This window comes from Corallococcus exercitus (assembly GCF_003611585.1).
In the GTDB taxonomy this organism is placed as follows: Bacteria; Myxococcota; Myxococcia; order Myxococcales; family Myxococcaceae; genus Corallococcus; species Corallococcus exercitus.
In genome coordinates this window covers 1-12425 of the sequence record NZ_RAVW01000288.1, presented here as the reverse complement: position 1 = coordinate 12425, position 12425 = coordinate 1, and the positions used below count along the sequence as shown (strand labels likewise).

At 70.6% G+C, this 12425-nt stretch carries 10 protein-coding genes and 1 pseudogene; 4 read left to right on the top strand and 7 right to left on the bottom strand.

Features of this window, described 5'->3' with window-relative positions; translation table 11 throughout:
- On the top strand, positions 1-656 hold a 656-nt coding region (locus D7W79_RS28845; protein WP_147442103.1), incomplete at its 5' end, for an MFS transporter.
- Between the two features lie 14 nt (positions 657-670).
- Here the strand turns inward: D7W79_RS28845 and D7W79_RS28840 are convergent.
- The 6 genes from D7W79_RS28840 to D7W79_RS28815 all read right to left on the bottom strand — a co-directional run bounded on the left by D7W79_RS28840 (position 671) and on the right by D7W79_RS28815 (position 8107).
- The gene (locus tag D7W79_RS28840; RefSeq protein ID WP_120528601.1) at positions 671-2902 is read right to left on the bottom strand and encodes a S9 family peptidase; all 2232 of its coding nucleotides are present in this window, start codon (positions 2900-2902) and stop codon (positions 671-673) included.
- A gap of 32 nt (positions 2903-2934) precedes the next feature.
- Complete coding sequence (locus D7W79_RS28835; protein ID WP_120528600.1) at positions 2935-4320, bottom strand: aminotransferase-like domain-containing protein; 1386 nt, start codon at positions 4318-4320, stop codon at positions 2935-2937.
- Positions 4321-4388: 68 nt separating this feature from the next.
- Positions 4389-4964 carry an imm11 family protein gene (locus D7W79_RS28830; protein ID WP_120528599.1) on the bottom strand — a complete coding sequence of 192 codons (576 nt, stop codon included), beginning with the start codon at positions 4962-4964 and terminating at the stop codon, positions 4389-4391.
- 11 nt (positions 4965-4975) lie between these two features.
- Positions 4976-6301, bottom strand: a complete 1326-nt coding sequence (locus tag D7W79_RS28825; RefSeq protein WP_120528598.1) for an AHH domain-containing protein — start codon at positions 6299-6301, stop codon at positions 4976-4978.
- A gap of 20 nt (positions 6302-6321) precedes the next feature.
- Positions 6322-7638, bottom strand: a complete 1317-nt coding sequence (locus D7W79_RS28820) for a putative sensor domain DACNV-containing protein (RefSeq protein ID WP_120528597.1) — start codon at positions 7636-7638, stop codon at positions 6322-6324.
- 136 nt (positions 7639-7774) lie between these two features.
- Positions 7775-8107 (bottom strand): hypothetical protein, encoded by a 333-nt coding sequence (locus D7W79_RS28815; RefSeq protein ID WP_208729864.1) that lies wholly within the window; start codon positions 8105-8107, stop codon positions 7775-7777.
- 166 nt (positions 8108-8273) lie between these two features.
- On the opposite strand from D7W79_RS28815, the gene D7W79_RS28810 reads away from it, so the two are divergent.
- From D7W79_RS28810 to D7W79_RS28800, 3 genes are all read left to right on the top strand, one after another.
- On the top strand, positions 8274-8747 hold the full coding sequence (locus D7W79_RS28810) for a YqaA family protein (RefSeq protein WP_120528595.1): 474 nt from the start codon (positions 8274-8276) through the stop codon (positions 8745-8747).
- Between the two features lie 226 nt (positions 8748-8973).
- Entirely contained in the window at positions 8974-10644 is a 1671-nt protein-coding gene (locus D7W79_RS28805; RefSeq protein WP_167497749.1) for a lamin tail domain-containing protein, read from the top strand.
- Positions 10645-10707: 63 nt separating this feature from the next.
- Positions 10708-11328, top strand: coding sequence for a glutathione S-transferase family protein (locus D7W79_RS28800; protein ID WP_120528593.1), 621 nt, complete (start codon positions 10708-10710; stop codon positions 11326-11328).
- A gap of 61 nt (positions 11329-11389) precedes the next feature.
- Here D7W79_RS28800 and D7W79_RS28795 read toward each other — a convergent pair.
- Positions 11390-12425: pseudogene (locus tag D7W79_RS28795) on the bottom strand (S28 family serine protease); the annotation flags it as partial.

Genomic DNA, 12425 nt, shown 5'->3' with positions numbered 1-12425 from the left:
GGGCGGTGGCGGGGGTGGCGCTGTTCGTCTGGCAGCAGGGGAGGACGTCCGCGCCGCTGTTGCCGGCGGTGCTGGTGCGGGACCGGACGGTGGTGAGCGGCATCGCGGGCGGGCTTTTCGCGGGCGCGCTGCTGTACACGATGTCGGCGTGGGTGCCGCTGTGGATGACGGAGCAGGGCGGGCATTCGCCCATCGGCGCGGGGCTGGCGCTGGTGCCGATGCTGCTGGGCTGGTCGGTGGGGTCCACGTTCGGCGTGAAGGTGCTGGTGCGGGGCGGGATGCGCGCGAGCGTGGGGCTGGGGTTCACGCTCGCGGCGACGGGCGCGGGGCTGTTGTCAGTGGCGGCGCTGCGAGGCTGGGGGATTCCGGCCACGTTCGCGGCGCTGGCGTTGGTGGGGATGGGCGTGGGGCCGGCCGCGAGCAGCTCGCTCCTGGGGCCGCAGTCGCGGGCGCCGTGGCAGTACCGGGGCATCGTGACGAGCACGCTCTACTCGATGCGGCTGTTGGGCGGGTCCCTGGCGGTGGCGGCGCTGTCGCTGGCGCGAGGCCACTTCGCCACCCAGTTCGCCATCGCCGCGGGGCTCACCGCGGTGGCCGCGCTGGGCATGGCGCTGGCGGCCCCTGGCCTGGAGGGCAACGTCACGCGCGAGGGGTGATCACCTCCGCCTCCTCACCGGGGCTCGCCCAGCTCCCGCAGGAAGAACCGGCGCACGTCGTCCTGGTAGTACCGGCCTTCAGGGCCGTGTCCCTCGCCGGGCATGATCAACAGGTCGAAGGGCTTGTTCGCTCGCACCAGCGCCTGGGCCATCCGCATCGTCGTGGACAGTGATGCGTTCACGTCGCTCGTGCCGTGCATCAGCTTGAGCGCCCCCTGGAGCTTGTCCGCCAGGGCTTCGTTGGAGCCCGCCGCGTAGCCCTCGGGGTTGTCCGACAGCAGGCCCATGTTGGGCTCGTTGATGGCGGCTTCTTCCGTCAGGGCCCCCGGCGCTCCCGCGTAGCCTGCCTTGAAGAACTCCGGCGCCGTCAGCATGCCGCGCAGCGCGAAGTAGCCTCCCCAGGAATGGCCGTGGATGCCCACCCGCTCCAGGTCCATGTAGGGCCGGCTGGCCGCCGCCTGCTTCAGCGCCGCGACGTGGTCCGGAATCTCCGTCTGCCCCACGCGGCCGTAGTTCACGTCCTGGAACGCCTTGCTCCGTCCCGGCGTCCCTCGCGCATCCAGCACCATCGTGATGAACCCGAGCTGTGCCAGGGAGTGCGCGATGGCCGACTCGTACGGGCCCACGTAGCTCCAGGGCACCACCGTGGTGAACGGCCCCGCGTAGATGACGTCGATGACCGGGTAGCGCTTCTTCGGGTCGAAGTTCCAGGGCTTGTACAGCACGCCGTACAGGAGCGTGACGCCGTCCGCGGCCTTGACCGTGATGCCCTCCGGCGGCGTGTAGTGCAGCTCCGCCAGGGCGCTCGTGTCCGCCTTCGCGTAGCGGAAGGACGGGCGCCCGTCCGTGGACGCCACGTCCCAGACCCGGGGCTGCTCCCGCGTGGAGTGCCCATCCACGAAGAACCGCGTGGACGGTGACAGCACGGGCCGGTGCATGCCGGGCTCCGGCGACAGCCGCTTCAGCGCGCCGCCCGCGGTCAGCCCCCGATACACCCGCCGGTCATAGGGCGCCCCGGACTCCGCGGAGGCGAGCACGAAGAAGGCGTCCGACTTCGGCGCGATGCCCACCACCGCGTGGACCGGAAACGCGCCCCGCGTGAGCTGGCGCACGAGCTTGCCGGAATAGTCATACAGGTAGACGTGGCGCCAGCCATCGCGCTCGGACATCCAGAGGAAGTGCTGGTTGTCCGGCAGCGGCTTCACCTGCTGGGCCCAGCCGCCCGCCACGAAGTCCAGTGCTCCCACGAAGGTGTCCTTCCGCTCCTCCCGCAGCACGCGGCGGCGCTTGCCCGTCCCCGGGTCCACCGCCACCAGGTCCAACCGCTTGCCATCCCGGGAGAGCTGGAGCACCAGCGCTTCACGGCCGTCCGGACGCCAACCCGCGAACCAGTCGTAGCTCTCCGCGGCGTCACCCGGCGCGGGAGCCACCTGCCCCGTGTCCACCGTGACGAAGTGCAGCTCCGAGCGCATCAGCGGCGTGCCCGTCTTGGAGTAGGGGACCCACGTCACCTTCTCCACCGGGGTGGAGTAGTCGACCAGCGGAAGCCGGTGCATGCCCTGCATGTCGTCGCGCCAGACCGCCACGAACCGGCCCTGGGGAGACCACGCCGCTTCCGGCAGCCGCCACGGCGCGTCCTCGGTGCCGGTGCGCTCCACGCGGGCCGTGCCCTTCGCGTCCACCACCGCGAACCCCGTGTCCCGTTGCACCGCGACCGCCCCACCGTCCGGTGACAGGACGTTGCCGGGCATGAGCGACAGCGCAACCGGGTGCGTGGGTTCAAGGGCCACGAGGCGTTTGTCAGTGAGCCCCAATGAGAACGCGCGGCCCTGGATGGCGAAGACGAGGGCCTTCGCATCGGAGGTGAACGTGAAGGGCATGACCGGAGGCAGCGTCACCGGCTTGCCGATGAGCTGCGTGAGCTGGGAGCGCAGCGACTCCGCGTCCAGCAGGGGCTGCTGGGTGCGCCGCTGCGCATCCACCAGGACCCAGGTCTCCCGGTAGGGCTCGACCCTGGACCAGTACACGAACCGTTCGCCCTCGGGCAGCCACCGGGGCGGCGTCAGGGTGTCCCGGATCCGGTCCGGCCAGCGGAGCGACGCTTGCGAGAAGTCGAGCCGCGCCTGGAGCGGGTCGCCGGCTTCCGCTCCCGCCGCCGTCATCCAGGGGATGGCGAGCCCCGCGAGGAGCAGCGCGATGCGCGCACGCGACAGGAGTCCATCACGGTGGGGCAGGGGAGGCGTCATGGGCAATCTCCAGGAAGGGGTGGATGGAAACGTCACGCCAGGCGGCGGGGTGCAGGGGCGGCGAGCAGCTCCGCCAGCGTCTTCAAGCCCCGCTCCAGCTCCTCGCGGGAGCCGGCCGCGCCCAGCGACACGCGGAGCGCATTGGGCGCGTGGCCCGGCCGGGCCGAGAACAGGTGCGCCGGGCCGAGCAGCACGTCGCGCGCGGCGGCTTCCTCGACCAGTCCCGTGGCGCGGCGATGCTCGGGGATGGGCATCCACAGGAAGTACGCGCTGGCGTGCGCGACGTAGGGATGGCCCTTCAACACCTTCGCGGCCAGGGACTGGCGGGCCGTGGCTTCGGCCCGCCGTGCGTCGCGGAGGGACTCGGCGGTGCCGTCCGTCACCCATTGCGTGGCCAGCTCATGCAGCAGGGGCGACCCGGACCAGACCGTCGCCGCGGCGGCCTGCTCCAGCGACAGCCGTGCATGCGCCGGGGCCCGGATGTAGCCGACGCGCAGTGCGGGCAGCACCGCCTTGGACAGGCTCGCCAGGTGATACGTCCGCTCGGGGGCCAGGGCGGCCAGGGGCGCGGGCGCCTTCGCCACGAGCGGCGCCAGCGCGCCGTTCTCGATGAGGGTGACGTCGAACTCACGGCAGACCTCGACCAGCGCCTGCCGCCGCTTCAGCGGCATGATGGCCGTGGTCGGGTTGTGGTTCGTGGGCGTGCAGTAGAGCACCCGCGCTTGGGTCCTCCGGCAGGCCTCCGCGAGCGCCTCGGGCACCAGCCCCTCCGCGTCGATCGCCACCGGATGCGTGGGCAGCCGGAGGAACTCCGCCGCGGCGAGGACGCCCGGATAGGTGACGTCCTCCACCAGCAGGCCGCCGGGGTTCGTGAGCAGGGACAGCACCATCAAGGTCGCGTGCTGGGCCCCGCCGCAAACGAGGACCTCGTCGCTCGTGGCGGGGACCCCCGCGAGCTCCAACCAGCGAACCCCCGCTGCCCGCTGGGCACCCGTGCCCGCGTGCGCCTGATAGCCACTGAGCGCGCCCAGGTCCGCGCGCTCGCCCAGCCGCCGGAGCGCGGCGGCGAGTGCCAGATGTCCCACGTCTCCGGGGACGATGGGCACCGCCGTGGGCCCCAGGTCGATGCGGGTCCGGTCGAGCTGGGGCGAGTAGCGGTCCCCCTCCCGCAGGTCCCGCACGAACGTCCCATTGCCCACCTGGCTCCAGATGAGTCCCCGCCGCTCCGCCTCGGCGTAGGCCCGGGTCACGGTTCCCAGCGACGCACCCAACGTGCTCGCAAGCTCCCGATGCGTGGGCAGCCGGTCCCCCGCGCGCAGCTTCCCCGCGCTGATGTCCGCGGAGAGCGCATCGACGAGCGCCCCATACAGGGGGCCATCGGAGCGTTTCAGGCGGGGTTTCCAATTGGAGCGGGACATGGTTCGGATTGTACCATGACAATCCGAAGCTTGTACCAGGGCCCTCTCCGGCTTTCAGCCCGGCGTCACTACACCTCCGTGAACCGCATGCCGGTGGCGCCGGTGCGCTCCAGGGCGGTCTTCAGGTCCTCGGAGACGATGAGGGCGACCTTCCATCCCCAGGTGCGGAAGACCTTGGCGCCGCCCACCTTCGACGGGTCGATGCGCATCCCCGCGACGGAAGCGTACTGGCCTGCCTTCTCGGGCTGTTGGTGCTTGATGGGATCCCAGTACTCCACTTCCCGGGAGGCCTTGTCGTCGATGCAGCGGATCAGCCGGGTGGCCACGAGCATGCTGAACTGCTCGGGGTGTCCTGGGATGTCCACCGCGAAGAGCTGGACGTCATGGGGCGCAAGCTCCGCGAACACGGCGGCCAGCTTGACGTGAATGATGGGCGTGCCCCCAATGCCCGCTTCGGAGTAATCCAGCGGCCTTCCAGGCTCGTCGATGGGAAATCGGAGCTGACCTGGAGCCTGGATGTGCTTCCCCGCGCTGAACATCCAGGGGTCCTCGACCTCCACGGAGGCCGAATCGACAGGATCTCCCAGGTACCAGCGTCCAGGCGCATAGACGTCTTCTGACAATCGGAAGTAGCGGGCTGTCATGGGCGTAGCCGTCAGGGACCTCGGGTCAGCAACCGGTTGAGTTCCGTGCCTTGCGTCCTGGCGCGTTCGGCGAGGATCTTGAGTGCGCCAGTCAAGGCTTCGCGGCATGCCTCCACGCTGCGGCATTCGGAGGTTGCCTGCCTCAACCTGTCATAGACGAGTTGATGGTACTCGGCGGGATGTGGTCCCCGGTGGCCCGGGACCTCGACGATGTTCTCCGGATCCTTCAGCTCCATGCCGGCCTTCTTGAAGATGCGCCGGAAGAGCGGAGTCCACGGCCCACCGTTGTTCGCGGACTTCTCATTGCGAATCGTGGCCAGGTGGTGACGCTGGGGCTTCCCGGGCCGCGATGACATGGCCACCGCGTTGGGCGCGAGGGCAATCGTGAAGCCTTCGGCCGTCATGGCCACGGAGCGCACGCCTGCAATCGCCACGTACTGGAGGCCCGCCTGCGCCTCCACCGCGACCGCGGCCTGCGCGGAGCCCGGCAGGGTTGGCGCCTTCATCGCGAGGCCGGCCGTGTTGCCTATCGCCGCCGTGGCCAGCATCACGAAGACGCGCGCGGCGTTCCTGCCCAGCACCGCTCCGTAGGCCTCGCCGGCGTCACGCACCTGGAGGAACGTGGTGGCCTGGTCCACGTGGCGCACCAGCGTCACCCACCCGTCGAGGATGCGCCACACCGTGTCCACGCCCAGGTAGGCAATCGCCGTGGCGGTGATGAGGGCGGCGAGTCCCTTGGACAGGGGCTCGGGCATGGCCCAGAGCAGCAGGTACATCGTCACGGTGGACGTCATCGTGGCCATGACGGCCTGGGGACTCGCCATGCCCTCCAGGGCTTCGGCCGTCTCGCGCCAGACGGAGTCCATCGCGATGGCCATCGCCAGCGCGTAGCGGCCGTCGCTGCCCAGCAGGGGGCCTTCGTCCAACAAGCGCAGGCAGTCCCCCGCCTGCTTGCGCTTCTGGTCGCACCACTGCCTGTAGCCGCGTGTCAGGTCGTCCGACGCATCCACCAGACGCAGGTCGCGTGCCTCGTCCTCGCCCAGCGGGACAATCCGCCGGGTGCGTTCCTGGAAGCCGAACAGGCCACTGCGCTCCGGCAGGCCGAACAGCTCACGCGCTTGCCGCAGGGGATGGGTAAAGGGCCGCACGTCCCGTGCGAGCGTCCTCACGGCCACCTCGAACTCGGCCTCCGTCAGCCGCGCCTCGGAAGCGGACGCGTCCTCCCGGGGCGTGACGACAACCCGCTCGCCGTCGTCCGTTTCCAGCCGCACGACCCGCGTCGTCGCGCAGCCCGACACGAGCAGTCCCAGCAGCAGTGCCCATCCCAGCCGCGTCATGCCTGCCTCCCGGGCGCGCTTCAGTCCTCCGTCAGCAGGAGGCTCCAGAGGAGCACCTTCTTCTTGCCGGGAGGCCGGTGCAGGCAGCGGAGCGGGCCGTCCTGCGACGCCACGAACACGATGGCTCCGGAGTGCTGGTTGGCGAAGACGGCCGCGGCGCGGTGGCGCGAGCCGTGCTGGCTGATGGGGTAGTGCGGCCCGGGCCTTCCCTGCAGCGTGCGCGCCTCGAAGACCTGCGGCGGACCGCTTCGCGGGATGGCGATCTGATACCCCGCGCAGAGCACCTCCAGCTCCGGCCCCAGCACCAGCGCGTTGTCCACCGCGGTGAACTGCCCGATGCTCTCCACCAGCGCCTGGAAGTCGCTCTCCGTCGCCTTGTCGTCGTGCTCGGCGGCGGCCTTCTTCAACTCCGGATCCTCTTCCTCGTCCGCCGCCTTGCCGGCCTCCGCCTGCCACGCGCCGTTGATGAGGTCCGCCCGCGCCTGCACGAAGCGCTGCAACCGCTGACGCAAGAGCGAGCCCTGCTCCGGCGGCAACACGTACTTGCCTCGCGTGCGGAAGCGCTCCACGTCGTGCTGCTTGGGCAACAGCGCGATGAGCCCTCCGTGGTGCAGCCCCGCCATCTTCCGGATGAGCCCCTGCACCGCGTTGGACACGTACCACTCGCGGTTGCCGCCCATCAGCGGCTGCACCTTCGGCAGGGACTCCACCAGCGTGGAGCACATCTCCATCAGCGCCGCGCGCACCGCGCTGTCCTCGTGGAAGAGCAGGTCGTGCAACGCCACGCGACGTCCCGGCGGCACCGGCGCGCCCTGCTCGTAGCGGAACACCTCGCGCCCCTGCGTGCTCACCACCAGGTGGCCCGGCTCCGGCGCGTGGAGGATGAAGACGTCCTCCTCGCCCTCGGCGTGGAACTCCGTGTACTCCACCCGCCGCGCCAGCCCCTGGATGCGCAGCTTGCCCTCGCGCGGCCCCACCACCACCGCCGTGCGCGGCAGGTGCGCCGCGGGCGCCAGCTTCACCAGCGCCTCCACGCTGAAGTCCGTGATGCTCGACTTGGGCTCCAGGGGCAGCGTCTCCCACGCCTGCCGCTTGCCCTTCTGTCCTCCGACGTAGACCGTCTCGCGCACCGCCTGCAGACCCTGCAACCCCTGCGCGTGGTAGGCGATGCGCACGCGCGTGGCCTCGCCTTCCTCCCGGCCCAGGCTCGCGAAGAACACCGTGTCCGCCAGGACGACCAGCAGCTTCAGCGTCGGCTCGGCCAGCGGTGTCTTGGCGAACTGGCGCAGCCAGCTGCGCAGGGCTTCTCCGGGATATTGCAGGCCGGGTTCATCCATCGGGCGGGCAGCATAATCACGGCCCAGGACTTCCCGGAGGAAGTCACGCGCGCGCCGCGATGCGGCGTCCGGTTCCCACCGTGCCCCCGGCCTGTAGCACCGCCGAGCGACAGCCGCGGCCGCGCCTGCTCTTCGCCTACTCTTCGATGGGCGGCTGGAGCGTGCCGAACCGCTCCAGGCCCTGGTCCAGCGCGGAGCGAACCGCGTGGAGCAGGGCGCCGTCCGACAGCCGCCGCACCAGGACGATGCCAGGGGCCACGTAGGACGGCGCGCTGCCCAGCCGCGCCTCCAGTGCCTCCAGCGTGAGCACGGTGAGCACGAAGCGGCGCCCGTCTCGCAGCCGCACCACCAGGTCCCGGGAGCCCTCGAAGTGCAGCGCCGGGGGCTCCGCGATGAGCAGGGAGGCGATCCGCTCATCCTCGGTGTCGATGGACCGCATGCCTGAGCGTTCGCGCGTCGAGCGTCGCATGGCGGGGACGATGGCGACCCCCACCCGCGCCTACAACCCGTGCCGCCGGGTGGGCCCCGCCGCCCGACAGCCCCCGGCCCCGGGGGACGGGGTTGGCGAGCAAGGAAGGGAGCGACACGCCGGACAAGACGAACGCCCCGGACCGGGTGTATGGCCCAGGCCGCCCATGCCCGCCGAGCCCTCCACCCTGTCCACCTGGGGCCTTCCCGGGATGTTCTTCGTCGCCATGCTGGCGGGCTCCGTGGTGCCGGTGCCCTCCGAGGCGATGCTCGCCGCCCTCATCTACAACGGCACGCCGCCGGTGATGGCCACCGTGGTGGCCACCGTGGGCAACGTGCTGGGCGCGATAACGCTCTACATCCTGGGTCAGTGGGTGTCGCGCGGCGGTGGCGGGGCCCTGGGCCGCTGGGTGGCGCGCCGCCGGGAGAAGGAAGGCCCCCGCATGGCCCGGGTCGAAGCGAACCTTCGCACCTGGGGTGCGCCCGCCCTGCTCATGGCGTGGTTGCCCATCCTGGGGGACGCGTTCGTGCTCGCGGGCGGCTTCGTGGGCGTGCGCCCCTTCCCCTTCGTCGTCTTCGTCACCCTGGGGAAGGGTCTGCGCTACGCCTTCGTCGCGCTGTCCACCACGGCCGCGATGTAACAATGCGTAACATTGCGCGCCCCCGAAGGACGGGATGCGCCGCTCACGCAACGTTTCAAGGAATGTGACGGATAAACGGCGGTGGCGTCGTGTACGCGGAATACTGCGTCCGCGGCGCTGCCGTGACGTCCTTGAACCTCTATGGCTCCCGGGTTCGCCGGGAGCAGGGTGAAACATCGTGAGCCTGAAACAAGACCTCTTCCGGCGGCCTGCCGCCTCCTGGCGTATGTGGTCCTTCACGCTGGTGTGCGCGGCGCTCAGCGCGTGCGGTGGCTCCGTGGAGGCGGAAGCGGAGGCGGCGGCGCCGGAGTTGGTCGCGCGCGAGGACTCGCTGGCCAACGTGCGGCTGCGCCTGATGGCGGCCAACCTGAGCAGCGGCACGGGGCAGGACTACAACCCGGGCCACGGCATCCGCATCTTCCAGGGCACCGACGCCGACGTCGTGATGATCCAGGAGTTCAACTACCAGACGGACTCCGCGGCGGACATCCGCGCCTTCGTGGACACCGCCTTCGGCACGGGCTTCTCGTACTACCGAGAGGCCGGCGCGCAGATTCCCAACGGCATCATCAGCCGCTACCCCATCATCGCGGCCGGTGAGTGGGACGACACGCAGGTGTCCAACCGCGACTTCGCGTGGGCGCGCATCGACATCCCGGGGCCCAAGGACCTGTGGGCCATCAGCGTGCACCTGCTGACCACCAGCTCCAGCATCCGCAACACGGAGGCCTCCAACCTGGTGAAGTTCATCAACGCCAACGTGCCCGCCAGCGACTACCTGGTCATTGGCGGCGACTTCAACACCGGCAGCCGCAGCGAGGCGTGCTTCAGCACCTTCTCCAGCGTGGTGTCCACGGCGTCGCCGTACCCGGCGGACCGCAACGGCAACGGCAACACCAACGCGGGCCGTAGCTCGCCGTACGACCACGTGCTGGTGGACAGCGACCTGCGCGCCTACCAGACGGCGGTCGTCATCGGCTCCAGCAGCTTCGCCAACGGCCTGGTGGCGGACACGCGCGTGTACTCGCCCATCTCTGAAATCTCCCCCGCCCTGTCGGGCGACAGCGGCGCGTCCGGCATGCAGCACATGGGCGTCATCAAGGACTTCCTCATCCCGGGGGACGGCACCACGTCCTCGTCCGTGACGGTGCTGTCGCCCAACGGCGGTGAGAGCTGGGTGGGCGGCTCCTCGCACACCATCACCTGGACGGCGTCCGGCGTCACCAGCGTGAAGGTGGAGTACTCGCTGAACGGCTCCACCTGGACGACGCTGGCGTCCAGCGTGTCCGGCGGAAGCGTGGCGTGGACGGTGCCCGGCACCGCCAGCACCAACGCGTGGGTGCGCGTGAGCGACGCGAGCAACTCCGCCGTCAGCGACCTGTCCAACGCGGCCTTCGCCATCACCACGGACGGCGGCTCCGGCGGCACGGGCAACGTGTTCATCAACGAGGTGCTGCTCAACGAGCCGGGCTCGGACGTGAACGGCGAGTTCGTGGAGCTGGTGAACAGCGGCACCGCGGCGGTGGACCTGAGCGGCTGGACGGTGTCGGACAGCACGGGCGTGCGCCACACCTTCGCCAGCGGCACGTCCGTGGCGGCGGGCAAGGCGGTGGTGGTGTTCGGTGGCGCGGCGGGCATCCCGTCCGGCACGACGGGCGCGGTGGCCGCGTCCACGGGCACGCTGGGCCTGGGCAACAGCGGTGACACCGTCACGGTGAAGAACAGCGCGGGCACGGCGGTGGATACGGCGACCTTCGCCTCGGGGCTCGCGGGCACGGATGGCGTGTCCGCCAACCGCAGCCCGGATGCGTCCTCCACGGGCAGCTTCGTGCTGCACACGGGCGTGTCCAGCCTGGGCAGCTCGCCCGGCAAGCGCGCCAGCGGCGCCGCGTTCTAGTGCTGAACACCGCTCCTCCGGACAGCGCTGGTCCGGAGGAGCGACCTGGGAGAGTGTGGCCCCATGCTGAAGGTCCACCACCTCTCCGAATCCCGTTCGCAGCGCATCCTCTGGCTCCTGGAGGAGCTGGGGCTCGACTACGAGGTCGTCCGCTACGAGCGCGACCCGAAGACGGGGTTCGCCCCGCCAGAGCTCAAGGCCATCCACCCGCTGGGCAAGTCGCCGCTGGTGGAGGACGACGGCCGCGTGCTGGCGGAGTCCGGCGCCATCATCGAGACGCTGATCCGCAAGTACGGCCAGGGCCGGCTCTCCCCCGCGCCCGAGGACCTGGACCGCTACACGCACTTCCTGCACTACGCGGAGGGCTCCGCGATGCTGCCCATCGTGCAGCTGCTCTACGTGAAGCGGCTGGGCGAGGCCGCGGCGCCCATCAAGCCGCGCATCGACTCCGAGCTGAAGAACCACCTGGCCTACCTGGAGGGCTCCCTCCAGGGCCGCGAGTACCTGGTGGGCACCGCGCTGACGGGCGCGGACATCCAGCTCAGCTTCGTGCTGGAGGCCGCGAGGTCCTTCCGGCTGCTGGGGGACCTGCCGAACCTCACGGCCTACCTCGACCGGCTCCACGCGCGCCCCGCGTACCAGCGGGCCGTGGAGCGGGGCGGACCGTTCAAGATGGGCCGCTGAAAAGACGACGGGCCGCCCCGGAGTGCATCCGGGACGGCCCGAAACCTGTCCGACAATCAGACTAGTTCCGCGACGCCGCGCGCAGCCGGGGCGGCACGTGGGGGCCGAAGATGGGCGGCTCCTCGGACAGCACGGCCTTGGGGGCGCGCTTCAGCGGCGAGAGGCCCATCCAGCGGTTGAGGGTGGCCTTCGCCGCCGCCTGCTGGTCCGCGGGGAGCTGGCTGATGCGCGCGCCGTGGTTTCCGCCCGGCACCGTGTACAGGTAGGAGTCCTGCGCGTTGCCCACCAGGTAGGCCGCCGCCGTCCACGGGTCGTAGCTGCCGTAGATGAACATCAGGCGCTGACCCTGCGTGGACACCCAGTCCTGGATGTCCGGCATGGCCTGCGGACGGAACACGTACGGGATGCCCGGGGGCGAGTACACCTCGCCGGTGTCGGTGTCCGGGAAGTGGATGAGCGAGCCCAGGTGCTTCTCGTAGGGCTGGGGCCAGCCCAGCTCCACCGCGGCCTGGTAGTAGTAGGCGGCGTACGGCTTGATGCCCGAGTCCGCGAACGAGCTCATGCCCACCTCGGCGTCCATCGCGTCGAACAGCTCCTGGTCCGTCGCGGTGGTGTCGGGGATGTTCCGGGTGCAGTTCTGCGCGCTGTCGTACTGCCAGAAGGCGAAGTAGGTCTCGATGACACCGTGCTCCAGTGCCAGCTCGAAGCCGAGCTGCGAGTACGTCAGCTCCTGTTCCGCCGCGTAGGCCTTCAGGAGCGCCAGCATGTTCTCCCGGCGCGAGAGCACCTCATGCTGGAAGGCCCACAGCCGTTCGCGGCACGCCCGCTGCGCGTCCCCTCCCACTCCGTCCTGGAACGTCACGAAGCGCTCGTCGTTGCGCTTCGCGATGGGCGCCACGTACGCCACGGTGGCGTCCATGTCGTCCGGGTAGAAGCGGCGGAAGAACACCACCGTCTCGCCGCCCTTGCTGCCGCCCGTGGACACCCACTTGCCGGTGTAGATGGGCTTGAGCGCCTGGGTGAGACGGTGGAAGTCATCCGCGGACTGGCGGATGGTGAGGTGGCTCCAGTCCGCGGGGGACGGGATGCCTGTCTCT

Bases quoted from the DNA above. Each gene is read 5' to 3' on its own strand.
- D7W79_RS28810 (WP_120528595.1), top strand. From the start codon at position 8,274: ATGCCCGCCGAGCCCTCCACCCTGTCCACCTGGGGCCTTCCCGGGATG.
- D7W79_RS28825 (WP_120528598.1), bottom strand. From the start codon at position 6,301: ATGACGCGGCTGGGATGGGCACTGCTGCTGGGACTGCTCGTGTCGGGC.
- D7W79_RS28805 (WP_167497749.1), top strand. From the start codon at position 8,974: ATGTGGTCCTTCACGCTGGTGTGCGCGGCGCTCAGCGCGTGCGGTGGC.
- D7W79_RS28835 (WP_120528600.1), bottom strand. From the start codon at position 4,320: ATGTCCCGCTCCAATTGGAAACCCCGCCTGAAACGCTCCGATGGCCCC.
- D7W79_RS28820 (WP_120528597.1), bottom strand. From the start codon at position 7,638: ATGGATGAACCCGGCCTGCAATATCCCGGAGAAGCCCTGCGCAGCTGG.
- D7W79_RS28800 (WP_120528593.1), top strand. From the start codon at position 10,708: ATGCTGAAGGTCCACCACCTCTCCGAATCCCGTTCGCAGCGCATCCTC.
- D7W79_RS28840 (WP_120528601.1), bottom strand. From the start codon at position 2,902: ATGACGCCTCCCCTGCCCCACCGTGATGGACTCCTGTCGCGTGCGCGC.
- D7W79_RS28815 (WP_208729864.1), bottom strand. From the start codon at position 8,107: ATGCGACGCTCGACGCGCGAACGCTCAGGCATGCGGTCCATCGACACC.
- D7W79_RS28830 (WP_120528599.1), bottom strand. From the start codon at position 4,964: ATGACAGCCCGCTACTTCCGATTGTCAGAAGACGTCTATGCGCCTGGA.